General features: G+C 69.7%; 20 protein-coding genes. 5 read left to right on the top strand and 15 right to left on the bottom strand.

Annotated features, from left to right (window positions below):
• Window positions 1-45: 45 nt before the first annotated feature.
• From flgH to flgB, 8 genes are all read right to left on the bottom strand, one after another.
• Window positions 46-753 carry a flagellar basal body L-ring protein FlgH gene (flgH, locus tag MSPGM_RS02675; protein WP_003602007.1) on the bottom strand — a complete coding sequence of 236 codons (708 nt, stop codon included), beginning with the start codon at window positions 751-753 and terminating at the stop codon, window positions 46-48.
• A complete protein-coding gene (locus MSPGM_RS02670; RefSeq protein ID WP_003602010.1) occupies window positions 753-1337 on the bottom strand; it encodes a MotE family protein in 585 nt (194 codons plus the stop codon). The genes flgH and MSPGM_RS02670 overlap by 1 nt, the downstream gene beginning before the upstream one ends.
• The gene (gene flgI, locus MSPGM_RS02665; protein ID WP_003602012.1) at window positions 1337-2464 is read right to left on the bottom strand and encodes a flagellar basal body P-ring protein FlgI; all 1128 of its coding nucleotides are present in this window, start codon (window positions 2462-2464) and stop codon (window positions 1337-1339) included. Before flgI ends, MSPGM_RS02670 begins: the two co-directional genes overlap by 1 nt.
• On the bottom strand, window positions 2461-2955 hold the full coding sequence (gene flgA, locus MSPGM_RS02660) for a flagellar basal body P-ring formation chaperone FlgA (protein WP_003602013.1): 495 nt from the start codon (window positions 2953-2955) through the stop codon (window positions 2461-2463). Before flgA ends, flgI begins: the two co-directional genes overlap by 4 nt.
• A gap of 65 nt (window positions 2956-3020) precedes the next feature.
• Window positions 3021-3809 (bottom strand): flagellar basal-body rod protein FlgG, encoded by a 789-nt coding sequence (gene flgG, locus MSPGM_RS02655; RefSeq protein WP_003602015.1) that lies wholly within the window; start codon window positions 3807-3809, stop codon window positions 3021-3023.
• Window positions 3810-3902: 93 nt separating this feature from the next.
• Window positions 3903-4256, bottom strand: a complete 354-nt coding sequence (locus tag MSPGM_RS02650) for a flagellar hook-basal body complex protein FliE (protein WP_003602017.1) — start codon at window positions 4254-4256, stop codon at window positions 3903-3905.
• A 13-nt stretch (window positions 4257-4269) separates the two neighbouring features.
• Window positions 4270-4683: a flagellar basal body rod protein FlgC gene (gene flgC / locus MSPGM_RS02645; protein ID WP_173390174.1), complete on the bottom strand. Its 414-nt coding sequence runs from the start codon at window positions 4681-4683 to the stop codon at window positions 4270-4272.
• Window positions 4683-5072 (bottom strand): flagellar basal body rod protein FlgB, encoded by a 390-nt coding sequence (gene flgB / locus MSPGM_RS02640; protein WP_012252379.1) that lies wholly within the window; start codon window positions 5070-5072, stop codon window positions 4683-4685. The genes flgC and flgB overlap by 1 nt, the downstream gene beginning before the upstream one ends.
• A gap of 157 nt (window positions 5073-5229) precedes the next feature.
• On the opposite strand from flgB, the gene MSPGM_RS02635 reads away from it, so the two are divergent.
• Window positions 5230-7905 (top strand): heparinase II/III family protein, encoded by a 2676-nt coding sequence (locus MSPGM_RS02635; protein WP_003602024.1) that lies wholly within the window; start codon window positions 5230-5232, stop codon window positions 7903-7905.
• A gap of 40 nt (window positions 7906-7945) precedes the next feature.
• On the opposite strand, the gene MSPGM_RS02630 is transcribed toward MSPGM_RS02635, so the two are convergent.
• Both MSPGM_RS02630 and carA read right to left on the bottom strand, forming a co-directional pair.
• Window positions 7946-8320, bottom strand: coding sequence for a hypothetical protein (locus tag MSPGM_RS02630; RefSeq protein ID WP_003602026.1), 375 nt, complete (start codon window positions 8318-8320; stop codon window positions 7946-7948).
• A gap of 139 nt (window positions 8321-8459) precedes the next feature.
• Complete coding sequence (gene carA / locus MSPGM_RS02625) at window positions 8460-9710, bottom strand: glutamine-hydrolyzing carbamoyl-phosphate synthase small subunit (protein WP_003602028.1); 1251 nt, start codon at window positions 9708-9710, stop codon at window positions 8460-8462.
• A gap of 189 nt (window positions 9711-9899) precedes the next feature.
• Between carA and MSPGM_RS02620 the strand changes: the two genes are divergently transcribed.
• Window positions 9900-10358, top strand: a complete 459-nt coding sequence (locus tag MSPGM_RS02620; RefSeq protein ID WP_003602030.1) for a GatB/YqeY domain-containing protein — start codon at window positions 9900-9902, stop codon at window positions 10356-10358.
• 188 nt (window positions 10359-10546) lie between these two features.
• On the opposite strand, the gene MSPGM_RS02615 is transcribed toward MSPGM_RS02620, so the two are convergent.
• Both MSPGM_RS02615 and MSPGM_RS02610 read right to left on the bottom strand, forming a co-directional pair.
• On the bottom strand, window positions 10547-11713 hold the full coding sequence (locus tag MSPGM_RS02615; protein ID WP_003602032.1) for an L-dopachrome tautomerase-related protein: 1167 nt from the start codon (window positions 11711-11713) through the stop codon (window positions 10547-10549).
• Window positions 11710-12696: an SMP-30/gluconolactonase/LRE family protein gene (locus MSPGM_RS02610; protein WP_003602033.1), complete on the bottom strand. Its 987-nt coding sequence runs from the start codon at window positions 12694-12696 to the stop codon at window positions 11710-11712. The genes MSPGM_RS02615 and MSPGM_RS02610 overlap by 4 nt, the downstream gene beginning before the upstream one ends.
• Before the next feature lie 134 nt (window positions 12697-12830).
• Here MSPGM_RS02610 and dnaG point away from each other — a divergent pair, with 134 nt between their 5' ends.
• Both dnaG and rpoD read left to right on the top strand, forming a co-directional pair.
• Complete coding sequence (gene dnaG, locus MSPGM_RS02605) at window positions 12831-14756, top strand: DNA primase (RefSeq protein WP_012752105.1); 1926 nt, start codon at window positions 12831-12833, stop codon at window positions 14754-14756.
• A gap of 201 nt (window positions 14757-14957) precedes the next feature.
• The gene (gene rpoD, locus MSPGM_RS02600; protein WP_003604502.1) at window positions 14958-16958 is read left to right on the top strand and encodes an RNA polymerase sigma factor RpoD; all 2001 of its coding nucleotides are present in this window, start codon (window positions 14958-14960) and stop codon (window positions 16956-16958) included.
• 44 nt (window positions 16959-17002) lie between these two features.
• Here rpoD and MSPGM_RS02595 read toward each other — a convergent pair whose 3' ends face one another.
• The 3 genes from MSPGM_RS02595 to MSPGM_RS02585 all read right to left on the bottom strand — a co-directional run bounded on the left by MSPGM_RS02595 (window position 17003) and on the right by MSPGM_RS02585 (window position 20016).
• Window positions 17003-18343 carry an MFS transporter gene (locus MSPGM_RS02595; RefSeq protein ID WP_003604501.1) on the bottom strand — a complete coding sequence of 447 codons (1341 nt, stop codon included), beginning with the start codon at window positions 18341-18343 and terminating at the stop codon, window positions 17003-17005.
• An 8-nt stretch (window positions 18344-18351) separates the two neighbouring features.
• Window positions 18352-19356, bottom strand: coding sequence for a helix-turn-helix domain-containing protein (locus MSPGM_RS02590; protein WP_003604499.1), 1005 nt, complete (start codon window positions 19354-19356; stop codon window positions 18352-18354).
• Between the two features lie 291 nt (window positions 19357-19647).
• Window positions 19648-20016, bottom strand: coding sequence for a hypothetical protein (locus MSPGM_RS02585; RefSeq protein WP_003604497.1), 369 nt, complete (start codon window positions 20014-20016; stop codon window positions 19648-19650).
• Between the two features lie 296 nt (window positions 20017-20312).
• On the opposite strand from MSPGM_RS02585, the gene MSPGM_RS02580 reads away from it, so the two are divergent.
• Window positions 20313-21587, top strand: a complete 1275-nt coding sequence (locus MSPGM_RS02580) for an adenylate/guanylate cyclase domain-containing protein (RefSeq protein WP_003604495.1) — start codon at window positions 20313-20315, stop codon at window positions 21585-21587.
• Window positions 21588-21665: the final 78 nt, after the last annotated feature.

The following is a 21665-nucleotide window of genomic DNA, read 5'->3' as shown; positions in this document are numbered from 1 at the left end:
GCGAGCGGTTCGCCGCTTCAGCGCAAGCGCGCTCGGGGCGCGGCGTCAGAACGGTGCGACGGTCTCGAAGACCCGCTGGCCCAGGCTTGGGCCCTGCACATCGGTGATGCGGCCGCGCCCGCCGTAGGAGATGCGCGCCTCGGCGATCTTGTCGTAATCGATGGTGTTCTTGCGCGAGATATCCCGCGGGCGAACGATGCCGGCGACTTCGAGCACGCGGACCTCGTTGTTGACCCGCACCTCCTGCGAGCCCGAAATCAGCACGTTGCCGTTGGGCAGCACCTCGGTGACCACCGCCGCGACCGAGAGGCTGAGCGATTCCTTGCGGTCGATCGAGCCCTGGCCCTTGGTCTCGGTGCCGGAGCGGATGCCGGTATCGGCGGTGGCCGTGTCCTTGAGCCCCGAGATGCCGTAGCCGAAATCGAAGCCGAGGCTGCTCTTCTGGCTGCGGCCGCGCTCGCTCGCGTTGTCGAACTGCGCCTTGTCGTTGATGGCGATGCTGACCGTGATGACGTCGCCGACGTCGCGGGCGCGCGGATCCTGGTAGAGCGCGGCGCTCGCCGGGCTCCAGGTCGAGTGGTAGCTGTGGCGCGGGCCGAGGGCGCCGAAGGAGGTCGGCAGCGGCTCACGCGGCGCGTTGAGCCCGGTGCCGATCGGCGTCAGCAGCGGCGGGCGGCCGAGGCGGTCGAGATCGCTCTGGCAGGCGCCGAGCGAGAGGGCCAGCACGGCCACGGCGGCGGAGGAGGGGCGCATCACGACCTCTGGTTCTTCTTGACGGCCGGAGCGGTCGCGTCCTTGCGGCCCGACTCCGACATCGCACGGGCGAGACCGGCGGCACGGGCCGCCTCCATCTCGGAGAGGATGGCGCTCGCGGTGCGGGCGTTGAGCTTGGTCAGCAGGGCGGCGGCCGCCTCGTCGGGCATGTTGGCGAGCTGGAGCGCCGCCGCATCGGGCCGCATCTTGGCGTAGACCGCGACCACGCTCTCGTCGGCCTTGGCCAGGAATTCGTTGCGGCGCTTGAGCCAGGCCTCGTACTCGGCCCGCTTCTCTTCGAGGAGCTTGATGCGCTCCTCGACCTGCCGCTCCATCACCGCGAGCTGCTCCTTTTGCCACGCGAAGCGGGCATCGGCGGCGGCATCCGCGATGTTGGCGCAGTAGCCGGTCTTGGCCGGCTCCTTGGCGACGAAATCCTGCGCCGAGATCTCCTTCGGCGCGTCGCGGGTGGCGAGCGCCCGCATCGCGGCGTCCTTGGCCGGGTCGGCATGGTCGCCGCCGGCCGCGAGCGCGGTCCCGCCGAGCGCGAGCCAGCACAGGGCAATGCGCAGCGTCACGTTCATCACTGCACCACAAGCTCCGCCTGGAGGGCACCGGCGGTCTTCACCGCCTGCAGGATCGCGATGATGTCGGTGGGCTTGAGCCCGACCTGATTGAGCCCGCGCACCAGCGTCTGAAGGTCGGAGCCGCCGAGAATGGCGAGCTTGCCGCGCTCCTCCCGCGCCGACACTTCCGTGCGCGGCACCACGACGGTCTGGCCGTTGGAGAAAGGCTCCGGCTGCGACACCTCCGGTGCCTCGGTGACCCGCACCGTGAGGTTGCCGTGGGTGACCGCGACGGTGGAGATCGTCACGTTGCGCCCGATCACGACGGTGCCGGTGCGCTGGTCCACGACGACGCGTGCCGGCGTGTCGGGCTGGATCGTCAGATCGCCGATCTGTGCCACGAGCCGGGTCTGGGCCATCTGGCGCCCGCGCATCACCACCACGGCGCGCTGGTCCCGCGCGCTGGCGATGCGACGGCCGAAGGCACCGAGCGACCACGCGTTGATCGCGTCGGCGATCTGGGTCGCGGTCTTGAAGTCGGGGTTCTTCAGCTCGAACACGAGTTCGGGCAGATCGCGGAAGGTGCCGGGCACCTCGCGCTCGATCATCGCGCCGTTCGGGATGCGGCCCGCCGTCGGCACGCCTTGCGTCAACTGCTCGGCCTGCCCCTGCACCGAGAAGCCGGAGACCGCGAGCGGCCCCTGCGCCGCCGCGTAGACGAGGCCGTCGCCACCGGTGAGCGAGGTCATCAGCAGGGTGCCGCCGCGCAGCGACGTGGCGTCGCCCATGGAGGTCACGGTGACGTCGATGCGCGAGCCGGTGCCGGTATAGGGCGGCAGGTCGGCGGTCACCATCACGGCCGCGATGTTGCGGGTGCGCAGGCGGGCGTCGCGCACGTTGATGCCGAGCCGGTCGAGCAGCGATTGCAGCGACTGCTCGGTGAACTGCGCGTTGCGCAGGGTGTCGCCGGTGCCCTGGAGACCGGTGACGAGGCCGTAGCCGAACAGCTGGTTGTCGCGCACGCCCTTGAGCGTGGCGATGTCCTTGATGCGGGTGCCGGCGGCGAAGACCGGGCCAGTCATGACGGCAAAGCCCAGGCCGGTGAGCAGGCCGAGCAGCACCGCGAGGAGCAGGCGACGGATCATTGCGCGCCGATCCGGATGCGGCCGTCGGCCATCACCGTGCCGAGGATGATGCGGTTGGTGTCGGTGTTGCGCACGCGGATCGTCTCGCCGAGGCCGCCGTTCTGGAGCGGCGCTCCGACCGCGGTGATGACGAGGCCGTTCTCCTCGAAGATCATCTGCGTCGGCGCGCCACGGCTCACGAGGCGGGGATCGTCCACGGCGTTGACCGGCACCGGCTCACCCGGCAGCAGCATCCGCCGGGCGACCCGGCCGGCGATCGCGGCGGAGGCATCGATGACCGCCGTGCGCGCCCGATAGGTCGCGGGATAGGCCTGCATCCGCAGCATCGATTCCTTGATCGTGTCGCCGGGATAGATCGTGACGGTCGGCACCGGCAGCATGAGTTCGGCATTCGCCATGCCCTCGACGGCCTGCGCCGGGGCGATGGGCTGCGCCGAGCCGGCCGCGAGGGCGGCGAGCACGAGGCCGCGGACGAAGGTCTTGCGGGGCATGGAGGCTCGCGCCGAAGGAGGAGGGGAAGACGCGTAAATGGATGCGGGCGTGGAGGCCGCGCGCGTCAGCGGATGCCCTTGGAGACCGTTCCGGCCATCTCGTCGGCGGCCTGGATCACCTTCGAGTTCATCTCGAAGGCGCGCTGGGCCGTGATGAGGCTGGTGATCTCTTTCACCGGATCGACGTTCGAGCCTTCGAGATAGCCCTGCTGCAGCTTGCCGTAGCTCACGTCGCCGGGATTGCCGACCACGGGCGCGCCGGAGGCCGGGGTCTCGCGATAGAGGCCGTTGCCGAGCGGTTCGAGGCCGGAATCGTTGGCGAAATTGGCGAGCGTCAACTGGCCGACATTCTGCAACGCGACCTGCCCGTCGATCTTGGCGAAGACCTGACCGGACTCGTTGATCGTCACCTGCGTGGTGTTCTGAGGGATCAGGATCGCAGGATCGACCGCGTAACCTTCCATGGTCACGAGCTGGCCGGCGTTGTTCTTGTTGAACGAGCCGGCGCGGGTGTACTGGATCTCGCCCGCCGGGCTGGTGATCTGGAAGTAGCCGCGCCCGTTCACCGCCAGATCGAGCTGATTGCCGGTGTTGGCCAGCGAGCCCTGCCGGTGCAGGTTGCGGATCGCGGCGGCGCGGACGCCGAGGCCGAGCATCGCGCCCTCCGGCACCGCCTCCTGGCCCGCTTGGTTCGGCACGCCCTGCTGCCGCTCGGCCTGATAGAGCAGATCGGTGAACTCGGCCCGCGCGCCCTTGAACCCGGTGGTGTTCAGGTTGGCGATGTTGTTGGCGATGACTTCGAGGTTGAGCTGCTGGGCGGACATGCCCGTGGCGGCGATGGCGAGCGCGCGCATGGCGAGGGATCCTTCGGGCTAGCACTCTTACCGCCGAACGGGATGCCGGTTCGGCGGTAAGAGTGCGCGTTGAAACGGAAGCGGCGCGGCCGATCAGATCGGCATGCGGCTGAGTTCGAGGTAGGCGGCGACCACCTTGTCGCGGATCGCCACCACGGTCTGGAGGCTCTGCTCGGCGGACATCACCGCCTCGACCACCTGCTGCGCGGTGGCCTTGCCCTGGATGCCGGAGATCGCCGTGGCCTCGCCGGTGCGCAGCGCGTCGCGGGCGCTGGACGCGACCTGGGCCATCACCTCACCGAAATCGGTGGGCGCGGTCGGGGCGGTCCCGGCGATGCCCGAGAGGGCGGCCGGGCTGAACATGGCCTTCTGGGTCGGCGCGGCCCCGGCGAAGGAGGTGCCGGCGACCTTGTCGAAGGCGGCGAGCGAGTTGAGGGCTTCGATCATCGCGGGCGGCTCTTCAGGACTTCAGGAGATCGATGACGCTGGCGACCATGGCCCGGGCCTGTTTGATGACCTGGAGGTTCGCCTCGTAGGAGCGGTTGGCCTCGCGCATGTCGGCCATCTCGACGAGCATGTTCACATTGGGCAGCTTGACGTTGCCGTTCGCGTCGGCGGCCGCGTTGGCGGGGTCGTGCTCGGTGCGGAACGGGGCGTTGTCGGTGCCGATCTCGCGCAGGCGCACCGAGGCGACGCCCGCCGCCCGGTCGAGCTCGGCCCGGAACGTCACCGTCTTGCGGGCATAGGGATCGGCCCCCGGGGTCGCGCCGGTCGATTGCGCGTTGGCGAGGTTCTCGGAGACGACCCGCATGCGCAGCGATTGCGCTTCGAGGCCGGCGCTCGCGAGCCGCGAGGCGGAGAGCAGGGGATCGATCATGCGCCGCCCTTCACCGCGGCCATCAGCATGCGATGGAACGACTTCACCACCGCCGTATCGAGGTTGTGCTGGCGGGAGACGTCGCCGGCCTTGAGCATCTCCTGCTCCAGGCTGACCGCGCTCGACGATTGGAGCACTTCCCAGGTCTCAGTGGGCTTGGCCTCGCGCACCGGGATGCCAGTGCCTTGCGTTCCCAGATGGCTCGTGGCGGTCGAGGCCATGTCGAGCCCGGTACGCGCCAGGACCTGGGCGAAGGGCATCACGTCCCGCGCCTTGTAGCCGGGGGTGTTCGCGTTCGCGACGTTTCCGGCGATGGTGGCCTGCCGCGTCGCGAGAAAACGCGCGTGCTGCGAGGCGAGGTCGAACAGGTAGACGCCCGTCGTCATGGCAACGCCCCCATCCCAAGGGCTTCTCAAGAAGCGCGGGACGCGGGCGCACCCGGACGGTGAAACCCGCGTCAGGGAGGAGGTTTAGGTAGGCAATCTTGCACGAGGCTGGCTCGCGCCTTGACACGGCCGATCCCCGAGGTAGCGCCTGCGGGTCATGGACCAGATCGATGAGCAGGCCGCTGCGGCCGTCTCCGACGGCGAGGGCGCAGCGCCCCTGCTGCCGGCCGCTTCACGCTATGCCGGAGGCGCCGGGCCGGGCGGACGCGAGGGGCTGCACCGCATCGCACCCAACAACCGCTTCGCGCGGGTGGGCTTGAGCTTTTCCGACCTGACGCCCGGAACCTGGGCCTGCCTGCGATTCGGTCTCGCCTTCGACGCGGACGAGGCGGCGGCTCTGGCCGTCGATGCCGTCGCGGCCGGCTTCGACTTTCTAACGGCGGATGGCTCAAGCCTCGATCTCGACCACGTGCCAGGGCTGGCCCGCAGCCTGCTCGATCCGCACGTCGCCTGGATTCCAGGGCCGGCGCTCCTCGGTGCGGAGCCGTTCCGCATCGCCTTCCGCGTACCCGATCAGGCGAGCGGCGTCAGCGTCACCCTGCGCTCGTGGCGCAACACCAGCGACGTCGCCTTGGCCGACCCTGTCCTTCGTCTCGGCGCGCCCGATCCGGCGCCGGCGCCGCGTCGGCGCCCGCTGTCCGGCGAGGGGCTGCGATTCGACTACGCGCTGGCCGAGGACGTCGCCCTAGTGCTGCGCGGCCAGATCTACGCCGCGCGGGCCGACGAGCACGCCGCGCGGGTGCGGCTCGTCTACCGTGATGCGGCGGGAGCGGAGATCGCGCCACCCTACGCCAACGCCGTCTCCGTGCCGGGCCTCGGTGCGGTCATCAACCTCTCGGCCCAGCCGCAGGCGCGCCGCTTCACCCTGACCCTGCGTCCGCCGCCCGGTGCCGCCGCGGTCGCGCTCGATTTCGGCGCGTGGGAGGATGCGCAGATCGCCTCGGAGAGCGAGCTGATCGGCCAGCCCGAACTCGCGCTCGAAGACGATTTCCGCCTCGAAAGCCTTTGCGACGACGACGTCCTCGATGCGCCGGCCTTCCTCGCCCGCCTCGCCGACCGGCTCGGCCTGCCCGAAGGCGTGCCCGCGTCGTGGCGGGCGGGGTCCGAGACGGGTGCCGCGCCGATCCTCGCGCGGGCCCGCGACTTGCGCACCGGGCCGGATCGGAGTGCGCGGATCGAGGGGGAGAGTGTGGTCCTGGCTCTGGCCGGCCTGCCCGATTGGACGTTGCCGCAAGCGCCGGACTGGCGCGAGGATCCGTTCCGCTCGGTGGCGTGGCGCCTCGCCTATCAGTCGCTGGCCTGGCTGCTGCCGCTCGCAGCCCTTCCGGACGGAGCGGCCCGCGCCCGGACCATCGCCGCGGCGTGGTCGCGGGCCAATCCGTGGAGCCAGCCGGCGGACGGCCTGAGTCTGCACCCGGCGGCTCTGGCCCCGCGCGGCGACGTGCTGGCGAGCCTGCTTACAGGCGGCGACGATCCCACCCGAGATGAGCCCACCCGCGCCGTAATCGCCGCGGAGGCCGCACGGCAGGGCTTCGCGCTCGCCGAGATCGTCGGGCAGAACACCCTGGCGCGGGCTCTGCACGGCATCCAGGCGGCGGCGGCGCTGCTTGCCGTCGCGCGGGCGCTGCCCGGCTTCGCGTTCGCCCCGTACTGGGATTCCCTGGCGCGCGACAGCCTCACTCACGGCTTCGATGCGCTGTTGTCGGAAGCGGGCGCGTTCACCGATGCCGCCCCGGTGCGGCGCCTCGATCTCCTGAGCCATGGGCAGGCGATCGCCGAGGCGCTGGGTGAAACCGAGCCCGGCCCGACGATCCGCCGCCGCGTCGAGGCGGCGTTGCCGGGTCTTGCCGGGCTGATCGATCGCGGCGGACGGCTCCCGCCCTTCGGCGATGCCCCCGCCGGCCTCGACCATGCCGCCTGGATCGCCCGGCTCTCCTCGCGGGGCCATTCTCAGGGTCACGACCTCGTCGCGGAGCGCGACGCGGCGCCCGTTGCCGAGGGCCGCACCGCCGGCATGCTTGCGATCCGCTACGATGGGATGGAGCAGGGCTGGGGTCATTTCGCCCTCACCCATGCCGCGCAATCACCGCACGGGCATCGCGACTGCACCTCCTTCACCTTCGCCACCGCCTCGCGGCGCTGGATCGTGGAGGGGGGCGGTGCCGAGGGCGTTGAGGTCGGTCCCGCGCGCCATTACTTGCTCTCGCCCCGCGCCCACAACGTCGCCATCCCCGATGGCTGCGAGCCGGTCGCCGGTTCGGGGACGCTGAGCGCGCGGCTCACGCTCGATGGTGCCCAGGCCCTGATGCTCTCCACCACCGTGCACGGGCCCGACTACGCCCATGCGCGCCTCTTCCTGGTGCTCGACGACCTGAGCGGAATGGCGGTGATCGACCGATTCGTGCGGGTGGGGCCGTCGCTGTCGTTCGAGGGGCTGCTGCACCTGCCCCCCGATACCCTCGTCGCGCTCTCCAGCCCCCGCCGGGCGCTCGCCCAGCAGGAGGGACGGCGGCTCGAATTCTTCGCGATTCCGCTGAAGGGGCAGGCGGCCGGGTTGGAGGTCGCCATCGGCCGCAGCGACCGGCCGCACGCGATGCAGGGATTTTGCGCGACGGGATCGGGCGGGCTGAGACCGGCGCCGGTGCTGCGTTACGCCTTCACCGGCCGCGACACGGTCTGCGGGGGTGTCGTCATCGCCGCGGATGCGGGGGCGGAGCAGCGGCTGGTGCGGCTGCTCGCCGACGGCGCGGTGCGGCTTTGGGTGGAGGAGTAAGTGCCGGCTGGATGCGCCGGCACTCGGGAATCGCTGAGATTCAGAACCCGGCGCCGATGACGGCGACGGCGCGGTCGATCGACAGGTAGAACACGCCGAAGGCCACCATCGCCGCGGCGGCGAATTCGAGGGTCTGGTTCGGCAGGGTCTGGAACCGGCGCATGGTCTCGCGGCCGAAATAGGCGGAGGCCCAGGCGAGCGTCAGGACGGCCGGCATCACGAATAGGTAGGACAGCGTGCTCTCGATCCGCATCGGATCGGTCGGGTCGATCAGCGCGCGGATGTTGCGCACCCACGGGGCGGAAACCGCTGCGTAGAGTGTCGTCAGCCAGGCCAGCCCGACCGCCACGCCGAGGTGGAAGGTGAACAGGCGATGCAGGCGCGAGAAGTCGTCGCGCGCGTCGTCGAGCGTCATGCGGCAAGCCCCCAAACGATCCGGCCGCTGATTCTTTTGCGATCCGGCCATGGGCCAGGGAGATGGGGGGCAAGGTGGAGTTTTTTGTGACGCGGGGACGGCGGCGTTTGGGCCGCCGTCCCAGGGGGCCTCTTCAGCCTCAGGCGGCCGTCTCGGGCCGATTCTCGCGCATCAGCTTCACGAAACGCTCGAACAGATAGTGGCTGTCACGCGGGCCCGGAGAGGCTTCCGGGTGGTGCTGCACCGAGAAGGCCGGGCGGTCGGTGAGGGAGAGACCGCAATTCGAGCCGTCGAACAGAGAGACGTGGGTCTCGACCGCGGTCTCGGGCAGGCTCGTGGGATCGACCGCGAAGCCGTGGTTCATCGAGACGATCTCGACCTTGCCGGTGGTGTGGTCCTTCACCGGGTGGTTCGCGCCGTGATGGCCCTGGCCCATCTTCACCGTGCGCCCGCCGAGCGCGAGGCCCATCAGCTGGTGGCCGAGGCAGATGCCGAAGGTCGGCACCCGCTCGTCGAGCAGCTTGCGGATCACCGGCACGGCGTATTCGCCGGTCGCGGCCGGGTCGCCGGGGCCGTTGGAGAGGAACACGCCGTCCGGCTTTAAGGCCATGATGTCTTCGGCCGTGGTCGTGGCCGGCACCACGGTGACGTCGCAGCCGGCTTCCGCAAGCAGGCGCAGGATGTTGCGCTTCACGCCGTAATCGATAGCCACGACCTTGAGGCCCTGGCCCGGCGCACGCGAGCCGTAGCCGCCCTTCACCGCCCAGACGGTCTCGGTCCAGGCCGTGGTCTCGCGCGAGGTCACCGGCGGCACGAGGTCGAGACCTTCCATCGGCGCGAGCGCCGCCGCGCGGGCCTTCAGCGCCTCGCGGTCGAACTTGCCTTCCGGGTCGTTGGCGATCACGGCGTTGGGCATGCCGCGGTCGCGGATCAGCGCGGTCAGCGCCCGCGTGTCGATCCCGGTGATGCCGACGATGCCGCGGGCCTTGAGCCAGCCGTCGAGATGCGAGGACGAGCGCCAGTTCGAAGGCTTCGTGACCGCCGAGGCGATCACCGCGCCGCGCACGCCGGAAGCCGGCGCCTGGTCCAGGCTCTCCAGATCCTCGTCGTTGGTGCCGACATTGCCGATATGCGGGAAGGTGAAGGTGACGATCTGCCCGGCATAGGACGGGTCGGTCAGGATCTCCTGATAGCCCGTCATCGCCGTGTTGAAGCAGACCTCGCCGTCGGCGGCGCCGGTCTGGCCGATGCCGAAGCCTTCGAGCACGGTGCCGTCGGCCAGGACGAGCAGGGCCGTCACCAGCGGCTCGCTCCAGGGCTCGGGTGCCTTGGGTTCCGGGTTCGTGCGCGCGGGATCGGCGCGCAGGGTCGCGGGTTCGTCTTGCAGCATGGGTCCGATCCGGCTTATGTCCGCCGCCTCGCGCGGCCGCTCATTCGGGCCGCGGGGCAAGGCGATATCTCGCGGGGCTCATAGCGAGCCGGCCGCGCCTGGGTCAATCTGGGCGCGGAATCAGCCGTGCGCAATGCCCTGGACGGATCGAACGTCCGCATCGAAACACCCGACGGGAGTCATAGCATCATGCTGCGCGAGCGCATCACCGCCGAAATGAAAGCGGCCATGAAGGCCGGCGAGAAGCAGAAGCTCTCGACCGTGCGCATGATTCAGGCGGCGCTGAAGGACCGCGACATCGCCGCGCGCGGCGAGGGCAAGGGTGAGACCGGCGAGGACGAAATCCTCGCGCTCCTCCAGAAGATGATCAAGCAGCGCCAGGAGGCCGCGGGCGTCTACGAGCAGGGTGGCCGGCCCGAACTCGCTGAGAGCGAGCGCGCCGAAGCCGAGATCATCCAGACTTTCCTGCCGCAGCAACTGGACGAGGCCGAGATGCGCACGGCCATCGCCGACGCGATCGCCGAGACCGGCGCCGAGAGCCCGAAGGACATGGGCAAGGTGATCGGCGCGCTGAAGGGCAAGTATACCGGCCGCATGGATTTCGGCCGCGCGAGCGCGCTGGTGAAGGACGCGCTGGCGGGGAAGTAATTTTTTCCCGGACGAGCGCAGCTCATCAAGGCGGTATTATCCCACGCGCTTCCTCACCCTGAGGCGACCGCGTCAGCGGGCCTCGAAGGGTCTTCCAGACGGCGTGCGGGATCTGGAGGACCCTTCGAGGCTGCTTCGCAGCACCTCAGGGTGAGGTCGTGGATGGGAGACCTGTCTCTCCCGACACATCACGCCGGCCCGGCATCGATCCGCATGCGAAAGATCGCGTAGGGCGGCTCCTGCCGGTCGATGCCGCCGTTGTGTTCGGGGCGGCGGTTGGCCTGGGCGGACGACAGGTAGAGCCAGCCGTCCGCCGTGATCCAGAACGTGTCCGGCCAGATCAGGCGCGGATCGGTGGCGATGACCTCGATCCGCCCGTCCGGATCGCGCCGGCCGATGCCGTTGAATTCCTGCAGGCTGAGATAAATCCGGTCGCGCGAATCGGCGGCGAGCCCGCCGGTCAGGCCCTTCTCGCCGAGATCCGTCACCGTTTCCGCGACCGCCGCGTCGTCCTTTCCCGCATCGAGCAAGGCCGCGGTCTCGACCGCGTAGAGGCGCCGGCTCATCAGCGGCGTGTAGTACAGCCGTGCGCCATCCGGGCTCAGCGCGATGCCGTTGGCGCCGCCCTTGATCGGGCTCGTCGTACCGTCGGCCTCGCGCTTTAGCAGCACCCGGCCCTCGACGACCTTGAGGATGCCAGGCACCGATTGCGTACTGGCATGGTCGGCGAGCCGCCGCACCGCGCGGCCGCTCGCGAGATCGACGGCGATCAGCGCGCCCGCGCCGGTCTGGCCCTGGTCGGTGATGTAGGCCGCCTCGCGCCCCGGCCTCACATCGACCCGCAGGTCGTTGAGCGAGGAGGTCTTGGTCACGACTGATTGCAGCGGGATCGTGCGCAGGATCGCGTTCGTCGCCGGATCGATGCAGACGAGCTTGGCCGCGCCCGGCACCGGCTCGCCCGACGAGGCCATCAGCCCGGCATCGAGCAGCCAGAGGCGGCTCGATGCATCGAATACGCCGTTGGGGACGTGGAACAGCGTCTCGGCCGGACGCGCCGGATCGGGCCGGTTCATCGCCTCGCTGGGATAGGGCACGACCCGCCCGTCCGGAAACACCTCGCCGGCGGTGAACACCGTCGTCTCGTCGAAGCGGGGCATGAACAGGAACATCCGGCCGTCGGCGGACAGCGTCAGCCCGGTCGGCGTCGTCGGCGCCTGCACGGCAGCGACGCGTTCGAGGGCGCCGACCGGCGCGGTGGCCGCTTCAGCCTGGGCTGGCCGCGTCGCCATCGTCCGTGCGGCGGCCAAGGCCGCGGTGCCGGCAAGCAGCGTGCGACGTGCGAGGCGGATCGTCATGGGCGGCTCCCCGCTGAACCGATCGCGGCGCCGCGCACCTTGGTCTCGACGGCGAGCACACGCTTCCCGGCGCAAAGGAACAGCCGCCGCCCGTCCGGCCCGCCGAAGGCGAGGTTGGCGCAGGGGCCCTCGGTCGGGATGTGTCCGACCGGGCGGCCGTCGGTCGACCAGATGCGCACGCCGTCACCCGTGCCGGCATAGACCCGTCCGTCGGTATCGACCTTCACGCCGTCCGGCACACCCTTCGGGACCGTGGCGAAGACGCGCTCGTTCGACAGCTGCCCGTCCGCGACGTCGAAGGCGCGGATCTCACCCGTCGCTCCTTCGCGGGTGCCCGATTCGCAGATGTAGAGAACGCGCTCGTCCGGCGAGAAGGCGAGCCCGTTGGGCTGCACGAACCGATCCGTGGCGACGGCGAGCGATCCGTCGGGGGCGAGGCGAAAGACGAAGCGGCCCTTCTGCTCGGACGGGCGCGGCAGGCCCTCCTCGGCCTGATCGATGCCGTAGGTGGGATCGCTGAACCAGATCGCGCCGTCGCGGGCCACCACGATGTCGTTGGGCGCGTTGAGCCGCCCGCCATCGTAACGGTCGGCCAGCACGGAGATGGCGCCGTCGGTCTCCCGCCGCACCACGCGCGATGTTCGATGCTCGCAGGTGACGAGGCGGCCTTGGGTATCGACGGTGTTGCCGTTCGAATTGTTGGAGGGCTCGCGAAACACCTCCGCGCGGCCTCCCTCGCGGATCAGCATCATCCGGTTGCGGCGCACGTCGCTGAAGATCAGGCCGCCGAGGGACGGCGCCCAGACCGGCCCCTCGCACCACGCGCCCTCGTCATACAGCGTTTCCGCCTTGGAAGAGGGATCGAGCACCGCCGAGAGATCGTCGGCGGCCCGCGCTCTGGGGGTGAGCGCGCCGAGCAGGGCAAGGCCGAGGAGCGGGCGGCGGGCGATGCCGCAGCGGGGGGGCGAGGGCAATTCCGTCATCGGGCCGGCAACGCATCGCCCCGGCGAAAGCTCCGCGCGATTGGCTTTAAGACTCCGGCAGGCCCGCCGCGCTAGACTGCCTGCCGCAAGGCCGGTCCTCAACGTCCACGCGATCCGCTTCCAGCAGAGTCCCCGTGCGCTACCCGCCCCACATTCTCGAAGAGATCCGCGCCCGCGTGCCCACCTCCGAGGTGGTCGGCCGGCGTGTGCGGCTGAAGAAGGCCGGCCGCGAGTGGCGCGGCCTGTCGCCGTTCAATTCGGAGAAGACGCCCTCGTTTTACGTGAACGACCAGAAGCAGTTCTACCACTGCTTCTCCTCCGGTAAGCACGGCGACATCTTCAAGTTCGTCATGGAAACGGAAGGCCTGAGCTTCCCTGAGGCGGTCGAGCGGCTGGCCGGCGAGGCCGGCGTCACCCTGCCGAAGATGACGGTCGAGAACGAGCAGGCCGAGGAGCGGCGCAAGGGCGCGCTCGAAGTCATGGAACTGGCCGCCGTCTACTTCGAGGAGCAGTTGCGCGGCCAGGCCGGCGGGGAGGCGCGGGCCTATCTCGACCGGCGCGCCCTGGGCGAGGCGACGCGCAAGACGTTCCGGCTCGGCTATTCCCTGCCCGGTCGCTACGCCCTGCGCGATTTCCTCGCGAGCAAAGGGGTCGATCGCGACCTGATGCTGGAACTCGGGCTGCTCACGGCGCCTGAGGGGGTGAACGTCCCATACGACAAGTTCCGCGACCGGATCATGTTTCCGATCCTCGACATCCGCGGCCGGGTCGTCGCCTTCGGCGGCCGAGCGATGCAGGCGGAGGCCAAGGCGAAGTACATGAACTCGCCGGAGACGCCGCTCTTCCACAAGGGGCGGATGCTCTACAACCTCCACGCTGCCCGCAAGGCCGCGCACGATCGCAGCCGGATCGTCGCGGTGGAGGGCTATGTCGACGTCATCGCCATGACGCTGGCCGGATACCCCGAGACCGTGGCGCCGCTCGGCACCGCGCTGACCGAGGATCAGCTCGCCCTGCTCTGGCGCCACGCCGACGAGCCGATCCTCTGCTTCGACGGCGACGGGGCGGGTCAGCGCGCCGCCTTCCGCGCGCTCGACGTAGCCCTGCCGATGCTAGAGCCCGGCAAATCCCTGCGCATCGCGATGCTGCCCCAGGGTCAGGATCCGGACGACCTGATGCGTTCCGGCGGTCCCTCGGCGATCGAGGCGGTGCTCTCGGCCGCACGGCCCCTCGTCGAGATGCTGTGGGCGCGCGAGGCCGAGGCGGCGACCCTCGAGACCCCGGAGCGCCGGGCCGGGCTCGCACGGACCCTGCGAGAAGCGGTGGCCGGCATTCGCGACGAGACCGTGCGCCGCTTCTACCGCGACGACATCGAGGGGCGGTTGCGGGGGCTGTCCGGCGGGCCTGCCTCATTTTCCGGCGGACGCTCCGAGCGCGCCGCCGGCGGACGTCCGGCCAGCCCGCGCGGCGCCCCATTCCAGCGCCGGCCCCGCCCCGGCGATCCGCCGCCATCGCCCCGCATCACCACCGGCTTCAACCCGCTGCTGAAGACGGCCGCCCCCGTGCCGGCGGCGGGCGGGCGGGCGGCCAAGCGCGAGGCGATGATCGTCATGAGCCTGCTCGCGCATCCGGAACTGCTCGGAATCGAGGAGGAGGCGCTGGCGGCTCTCGAATTGGTCAACCCAGATGCCCGCGCGCTGCGCACCCTCCTGCTCGACCGGGCGGCGGAGGCCGGCACCCCGGAGGCTGAATTGATGGAGGCGCGGCTGCGCCGCGCGGGGCTCGAAGAGGCCCATGCCCGGCTGCTCGCCCTGGTCAGTTCCGGCGACCGCTGGACGCTCGATCCGAACGCCGATCCGCAGCGCCTCGAACAGACTCTGCATCAGGCCGTGATCTTGCACCGGCAGACGGGCGCGCTACATAGCGAACTTCACCAAGCTGAGAGAGCTCTTGCCGAGGACGGATCCGAGGCCAATTTCGCGTGGCTGTGTGACGTGCAGCAGCAATTGGCAGTGATCGCTGCGGCCGAGGCGGAAGCGGAGGTCTCTCATGAGGAATGAATTCGCGCCGGCGTGACCCTAGGGTGACGGCGGCGGGGGGCCGACTTGGTTAACGGTCGGTCAACGCACGGCAAGTTAGAGCGGATGCAACGAGAATCGGCGCGGGCACTCGACAAGCGCGCCATTCCACGACATTGCGACGGGTCTTTCGCGGAGCGCGGGCTCAGCCTGCGGCGCCGCCACGAGAACAATAGGCTGAGCATGGCAACGAAGGCAACCGAGCGGGACGATGCGGACGCCGCCCAGGATCAACCGACGGACGGCCCGCTCCTTGACCTGACGGATGCCGCCGTCAAGCGGATGGTCAAGCTCGCGAAGAAGCGCGGCTACGTCACCTACGAAGAGATCAACGAGGTCCTCCCGGACGGTCAGGTCGACGGCGACCAGATCGAGGATGTGCTCGCGCAGCTCGACGACATGGGCATCCGCGTGGTCGAGGCGGAGGAATCCGAGGAGGCTGCCCCCGAGGCCAAGGCCAACGGCGAAGCCTCTGAGGAGGAGGAGAGCACGGAGGGCGGAGAGGTCGCCGAGACCTCCGGCACCCGCGCCGTCGCGGTAGCGACCCCCACCACCCGCGAGCCGACCGACCGCACGGACGATCCCGTGCGGATGTATCTGCGCGAGATGGGCTCGGTGGAGCTGCTCTCGCGTGAGGGCGAGATCGCGATCGCCAAGCGCATCGAGGCCGGCCGCGAGGCGATGATCGCGGGTCTCTGCGAGAGCCCGCTGACCTTCCAGGCCATCATTATCTGGCGCGACGAGCTCGTCGACGGCAAGGTGCTGCTGCGCGACATCATCGATCTCGAAGCCACCTATGCCGGCCCCGATGCCCGCGGCGCGCCGCAGGAGGCGGAAGCCGAGGGTGAAGAGTCGGAGGAGGCCGAAGGCGCCGTCCCGCCGGAAGGCGCCGACGACGAAGACGACATGGAGAACAACGTGTCGCTTGCGGCCATGGAGGCCGAGATCAAGCCGCGGGTTCTCGAAACCTTCGACAACATCGCCTCGAACTACCGCAAGCTGCGCAAGCTCCAGAACGAGGAGACGGAGCTGAAGACGGGCGGTGGCACCGTCACCTCCGCGCAGACCAAGAAGCAGGCTGAGCTGAAGGACATCGTCGTCACCGACGTGAAGTCGCTCTCGCTCAACGCCAACCGCATCGAGGCCCTGGTCGAGCAGCTCTACGACATCAACAAGCGCCTCATCTCGCATGAGGGCCGCCTGATGCGCGCCGCCGAGCACCACGGCGTCGCCCGCGACGAGTTCCTGCGCCACTACCAGGGCTACGAGCTCGACCCGAACTGGATGGACCGCGTCGCCACGCTGGGCGGCAAGGGCTGGAAGAACTTCGTGGAGCGTGGCGGCCGTCAGGTCGCGGACCTGCGCGAGCAGATCCTGACGCTCGCCTCCGAGACCGGCCTGCAGATCGGCGAGTACCGCAAGATCGTCGCCATGGTGCAGAAGGGCGAGCGCGAGGCCCGCCAGGCGAAGAAGGAGATGATCGAGGCCAACCTGCGCCTCGTGATCTCGATCGCCAAGAAGTACACCAACCGCGGCCTGCAGTTCCTGGACCTGATCCAGGAGGGCAATATCGGCCTGATGAAGGCGGTCGATAAGTTCGAGTACCGCCGCGGCTACAAGTTCTCGACCTACGCTACGTGGTGGATCCGGCAGGCGATCACCCGCTCGATCGCCGACCAGGCGCGCACGATCCGCATTCCGGTGCACATGATCGAGACGATCAACAAGATCGTTCGCACGTCGCGCCAGATGCTGCACGAGATCGGCCGCGAGCCGACTCCGGAGGAGCTGGCCGAGAAATTGGCCATGCCGCTGGAGAAGGTGCGCAAGGTCCTGAAGATCGCCAAGGAGCCGATCTCCCTCGAAACGCCGATCGGCGACGAGGAGGATTCGCATCTCGGCGACTTCATCGAGGACAAGAACGTCGTTCTGCCGATCGACGCGGCGATCCAGTCGAACCTGCGCGAGACCACGACCCGTGTGCTCGCCTCGCTGACGCCGCGCGAGGAGCGCGTGCTGCGCATGCGCTTCGGCATCGGCATGAACACCGACCACACCCTCGAAGAGGTGGGTCAGCAGTTCTCGGTGACCCGCGAGCGCATCCGCCAGATCGAGGCGAAGGCGCTGCGCAAGCTCAAGCATCCGAGCCGGTCGCGGAAGCTGCGAAGCTTTCTCGACAACTGATCCGAACCTCGAACCGGCCGCCCTTCGGGGCGGCCGTTCTCGTTTCAGGCTCGGCGTCGACGCGCCGGGCGCCACGCACGGCGGGCGAGCAGAGCGGCCACGGTCCCGACTGCGCCGACGGGGGCGTAGACGGCGAGGAGCGCGAGCCCAAGGCCGGCCTCCCCGAACAGGTGGTCGCTGAGAAGGCCGACCAGAAGCGGCCCGAGGCCGAACCCCGCCAAATTGACCGTTGCGAGGAACAGGGCGTTGACCCGGCCGCGCAGCCGCTGCGGGGTCAGAATCTGGATGCCGGCCAATCCCGGTGGACCGGTAAAGCCGAGCAGCGCGACGAGTCCGGCGAACCCGAGAAGCGAGAGGGACAGGTCGGGGCTCAAACTCGCGAACGCCGTGATCGGCACGGCCAGGATCAGCCCCAGTGCCAGAAGCAGCGGCGCGGCATCCGCGCGCCCGGCGCCGCGCAGCCGGTCCAGCACCAGCCCGCCCGCGAAATGGCCGAGCGGTGCGGCGATCAGCACGAGGAGGCCGAGGCGCAGGCCGCTCTCCGCCGGCGTAAGGCCGAAGGCGCGGACATAGAAGGTCGGCGCCCAGGCGGTGAGGGTCTGCGTCATGAGGACCGCGGCCGTCGCAGCGGCGACGTGCGGCAGGTAGGCCTTCCGCCGTCCGATCCAGGCCAGGGCGCTGCGAAGCGACACTCCGGGCAGCCCGCGCGACGCCTGTGCCGAAGCGGCGGCCCGCGGGGGCGGCCGGATGCGCAGGACGAGGATCACGAGGACAAGGTTCGGCAGCGCCGCGAGGACGAGCAGGGCCTGCCAAGGGGCGAGCGGCTTGAGGCCGGGAAGGGTGAGCCCGCCCCGTGCCGTCAGCCATGCCAGCACGGCCCCGCCCGCGAGCAGGGCGAAGCTCCGGCCGAGCGTGGCTCCGGCGGTGAGCGCCGAGATGCCCCGGCCGAGGCGATCCCGGCGCAGATGCCGGGTCATCAGCGAGAGGGCGGCCGGGCCGAACCCTGCCTGCCCCACGCCCAGCGCGACGCGCGCCGCGAGAAGTGCCACGAACCCGCTCGCGACGCCGCTGGCGAAGGTCGCCGCGCTCCATAACGAGAGCCCCGCCAGGAGAAGGCCGCGCTGGCGACCGCGATCGGCCACGATGCCGAGCAGCGGAAGGGTGAGCGCGTAGGGGAGGGCGAAGGCCGAGCCTTGGAGCAGGCCGAGTTGGGTATCGCTCAGGGCCAGTGCCTGCTTGAGCGGGGTCGCGACCAGCGTCAGGAGAAACCGGTCGCTGAAGGCCGCGAACTGGATCATCGCCAGCAAGGCGACGAGCGGCCAGCCCGCGAGGCCGGCGCGGGCGACGGCGGTGCCCGGCTGCGGGTTCGCGGAAGGGGATGACATTCGTGGGTTCAGGCGAGGGCGCGCGACCAGGCGGACATCAGGTTGGCGGCACTTTCGCCGGGCAGAGGCTGGCCGAGGGTGCCCGCGCGCGGGTGGCGCATCTCGGCGCGATAGCGGCCCGGTGGCAAGCCGAACGTGCCGCGGAACGCGCGGCTGCAATGGCTTTCGCTGGCAAAGCCGTGATCGAAGGTGAGGGTGGTGATCGAGCGGGCCTCGACCGGATTGCGGAGCGCCGCGCTCAACCGTTCGAGGCGACGGGTCAGGATGTGGTAGGCGACGCCGCCCGTCGGCTCGAACAGGCGATAGAGCGCGCTGCGCGACAAGCCCGCCCCCCTTGCGACCATCGATACGTCGAGTGAGGGGTCGTTCAGCCGCGCTTCGATGAACGCCTCTGCGCGCCGCCGCCGCAGATCGGCAATGAGGGCGCTCGAAGCCTCGTCGTCGGGCCTGACCTGCCCGAGAGCGCCGGCCAGCAACTCGGTCAGCGCACGGGCGGTGCTCTCCGCGGTGCTCGGCTCGGTGGCGGCGGCCCGCCGCGCGAGAGATCCCATCAGGTCGCCGAGCAGGCCCGACACCGCCTCCGGCAAGATGTGCCCGTGATAGCGGCTCGCTTCGGGTGCCGCCGCCTCGACCAGTTTCCGGCTCAGGCTCACGGTGACGGTCGATGCCGTCTCGACCCGCGAGCGCTGCGGGCGGCTCATGTCGAACAGGATGACGTCGCCGGGTGCGAGGCGGCGTTCCGCGTCGATGGAACCGCCGTAATAGGTGCCGCTGCGCAGGTACTGGATCACGAAGTGATCGAAGTCGTCGCGGCGCACGCGGGCCCCGTCACGCCAATGCCGGACGCCGCTCAAAGTCCGCTCGAAGACGTTGATCGGGCCGAACCGATGCGCCTCTACGCGAGCGCGGAACGGCCCATCGGTCGCCGCGACGTCGGTCCCGACCGAGTAGAGCGCATGGTACCCCTCGAAGCCGTCCGCCTCGGATGTGAAGGTGAAGGATTGGTTCGACACGGGCCAGGGAGCGCGTAAGACTCTGAAAGCGTGAGCCCGAGCTGTTATCGGTACCGCATCCAACAATCGCAAGCGCGATATTATGCAGAAAAGACCAAGCTCGCGATCTGTTGAGAGGCATCCATCGATTGGCGGCCAGAGCGCTTTCCGACGAAGTGATTAGCGGTTCGGCGCGAGAAAGCGCGTTGAAACGAAGTCCGAGAGACGCCGACCTGATGCAAACGGGTCGGAGACGGCTCTACGGACGTGTTCTCCGGCCCTTTTCACGCTGCAAGGCCCCTCGGGTCGGGCCTACTCGACGACGAAGCGCGTCTCGCCGGCGTTGCGGTTCCAGAACAAAGTCACCTTGCTGACATTGCACAGGTTCACACCGCGAAATTCGGACTCGTCGCCGTCGTTGTAGACGACCTTGATGTCCCACTTGCAGGCGTTCGAGCCGCCGTTGAACGTGATGTCGGCCGTGTCGCCGTTGGCGATCGCGTCCTTGCCCATCACGTCCTGGCCCCAGTGCGACTGGTTGACGGGCCCGACATAGACCTCGTCGATCTGGTAGCCGGTGCGGTTGATTAGCGTGAAATCCTGCTTGCCCTGAGCCAGGGTGAGGCTCGGTGCGAGCGCCGCGGTGGCCAGAAGGGTGAGGCTGAAAGCGGTTCTCAACATGTCGGGTCGTCCTGGCGCCGATCGATCGGCGGGTCCGGCAGGCGTCCTCCTGCCACGCTTCCGCCTTAGCGCAGGGGCGTGCGCTTCGCATTGCCGGCTTGCTTCGATCGCTTGATCCAGCGTCCCAATTGCGGCCATGCTGGTCGCCATGCCCGGCATCCAGCGTCACGATGCGGCCAAGCTCGTTCGTTAAAGCCGGAGCGTGCCGGGCGTTCGTCGTCCACCATGGGCTCAAAGCGCCGGCCGCGTCCCGCGCGAAGCCTTGCTTTGAGCACCCGAGAACCCACCTTCCAGCGATGCGCGACGCCGACGCCCCGAAACCAACGCCGACGGCGCTCGCCGACGGATCGGAAGCCGAGGACGTCCCGTTCGGGGCGCTGCAACGCTGCGTTGGCATCCGCGACTGGCTGCTCGGGGAGGGCGCCCGGTTGCCCAGGGCCGACGACCTGCTCGCAGGGCTGGCCGAGCGCCTCAACGCGATCGGCGTGCCGATCGACCGGGCCTCCACGGCCATCGACACGCTTCATTCCGAGTATTCCGGTGTCGGCCGGGTCTGGACCCGCGGCGCCGGCTCGACGGTGCGCCTGTTCCCTCACGGCGAGGTTTCCGCGAAGGCCTATCAGGTGAGCCCGTTCTCCACCGTGCACGAAACTGGCGAGTGGCTGAGCCTCGACCTCGCGGAGACCGCTGAGGATGCCTACGCGATCATCCCCGAGCTGAAGGCCGACGGCTACACGCACTACCTCGTCGCGCCGCTGATCTTCACCAACGGCAACAAGAACGGCATCACCTTCGCCACCCGCGCGAAAGACGGTTTTCGCGACGAGGACATCGCGATCCTGCGCTTCGTCATGCCCGCGCTCGCCGCGGTGATGGAGATGCGCATCCTCAACAAGCAGCTCGATACGGTGCTGCGCATCTATGTCGGCGACGAGCCGCACCGCGCGATCCTCTCGGGCGACATCCGGCGCGGGCAGGTGCGCCGCATCCGCTCGGCGATCCTGTTCGCGGATATGCGCGACTACACGCGCCTCTCCGCCAACCGGACGCCGGAGGGCGCGGTCGATCTCCTGAACGCGTTCTTCGACTGCCTCGTGCCGCCGATCGAGCGGGAGGGCGGCGAGGTGCTGAAATATCTCGGCGACGGGCTTCTCGCGATCTTCCGTGAGTCGGGCGACGATCTCGGCGGCGCGGCCAAGAGCGCGCTCACGGCGGCGGAGGCGGCGTTGGCGGCCCTGGCCGAGGCGAACGCGGTCGGGCGCTTCGGCCAGGGCGAGCGGGTGGTCGATGCCGGCATCGCCCTGCATCACGGGGAGGCAGCCTACGGCAATGTCGGCTCCGGTACCCGGCTCGACTTCACCGTGATCGGCCGCGACGTGAACCTCGCGAGCCGGCTGGCGCGGCTCAACCGCACGCTTCAGGAGCCTCTCCTGATGTCGAAGCCGTTCGTGGACTTCCTGTGGGGTGACCCCGATCCGCTGGGAAGCCATGTCCTCGACGGGTTCGACGAGCCGATGGCGGTGTACCGCCCAGGCCGGAGGCGGGCCGCGGAGGCCGCCGCAGCGGAATGAATCGTCCACGAACGCGGCCCCTGCGTTCGGGCGACTCCGCCATCCGGTTTACAGCGTAGACGGATTTGCCTGCTTCCC

Origin of the sequence: Methylorubrum sp. GM97 (genome assembly GCF_024347855.1) — a bacterium.
GTDB lineage: Bacteria > Pseudomonadota > Alphaproteobacteria > Rhizobiales > Beijerinckiaceae > Methylobacterium > Methylobacterium extorquens.
This window is presented reverse-complemented; position numbering and strand designations above follow the sequence as displayed.

What these genes read in the sequence shown, in the direction of transcription:
- flgH (WP_003602007.1), bottom strand. Translation starts at nt 753, where the DNA reads ATGCGCCCCTCCTCCGCCGCCGTGGCCGTGCTGGCCCTCTCGCTCGGC.
- MSPGM_RS02670 (WP_003602010.1), bottom strand. Translation starts at nt 1,337, where the DNA reads ATGAACGTGACGCTGCGCATTGCCCTGTGCTGGCTCGCGCTCGGCGGG.
- flgI (WP_003602012.1), bottom strand. Translation starts at nt 2,464, where the DNA reads ATGATCCGTCGCCTGCTCCTCGCGGTGCTGCTCGGCCTGCTCACCGGC.
- flgA (WP_003602013.1), bottom strand. Translation starts at nt 2,955, where the DNA reads ATGCCCCGCAAGACCTTCGTCCGCGGCCTCGTGCTCGCCGCCCTCGCG.
- flgG (WP_003602015.1), bottom strand. Translation starts at nt 3,809, where the DNA reads ATGCGCGCGCTCGCCATCGCCGCCACGGGCATGTCCGCCCAGCAGCTC.
- MSPGM_RS02650 (WP_003602017.1), bottom strand. Translation starts at nt 4,256, where the DNA reads ATGATCGAAGCCCTCAACTCGCTCGCCGCCTTCGACAAGGTCGCCGGC.
- flgB (WP_012252379.1), bottom strand. Translation starts at nt 5,072, where the DNA reads ATGACGACGGGCGTCTACCTGTTCGACCTCGCCTCGCAGCACGCGCGT.
- MSPGM_RS02635 (WP_003602024.1), top strand. Translation starts at nt 5,230, where the DNA reads ATGGACCAGATCGATGAGCAGGCCGCTGCGGCCGTCTCCGACGGCGAG.
- MSPGM_RS02630 (WP_003602026.1), bottom strand. Translation starts at nt 8,320, where the DNA reads ATGACGCTCGACGACGCGCGCGACGACTTCTCGCGCCTGCATCGCCTG.
- carA (WP_003602028.1), bottom strand. Translation starts at nt 9,710, where the DNA reads ATGCTGCAAGACGAACCCGCGACCCTGCGCGCCGATCCCGCGCGCACG.
- MSPGM_RS02620 (WP_003602030.1), top strand. Translation starts at nt 9,900, where the DNA reads ATGCTGCGCGAGCGCATCACCGCCGAAATGAAAGCGGCCATGAAGGCC.
- MSPGM_RS02615 (WP_003602032.1), bottom strand. Translation starts at nt 11,713, where the DNA reads ATGACGATCCGCCTCGCACGTCGCACGCTGCTTGCCGGCACCGCGGCC.
- MSPGM_RS02610 (WP_003602033.1), bottom strand. Translation starts at nt 12,696, where the DNA reads ATGACGGAATTGCCCTCGCCCCCCCGCTGCGGCATCGCCCGCCGCCCG.
- rpoD (WP_003604502.1), top strand. Translation starts at nt 14,958, where the DNA reads ATGGCAACGAAGGCAACCGAGCGGGACGATGCGGACGCCGCCCAGGAT.
- MSPGM_RS02595 (WP_003604501.1), bottom strand. Translation starts at nt 18,343, where the DNA reads ATGTCATCCCCTTCCGCGAACCCGCAGCCGGGCACCGCCGTCGCCCGC.
- MSPGM_RS02585 (WP_003604497.1), bottom strand. Translation starts at nt 20,016, where the DNA reads ATGTTGAGAACCGCTTTCAGCCTCACCCTTCTGGCCACCGCGGCGCTC.
- MSPGM_RS02580 (WP_003604495.1), top strand. Translation starts at nt 20,313, where the DNA reads ATGCGCGACGCCGACGCCCCGAAACCAACGCCGACGGCGCTCGCCGAC.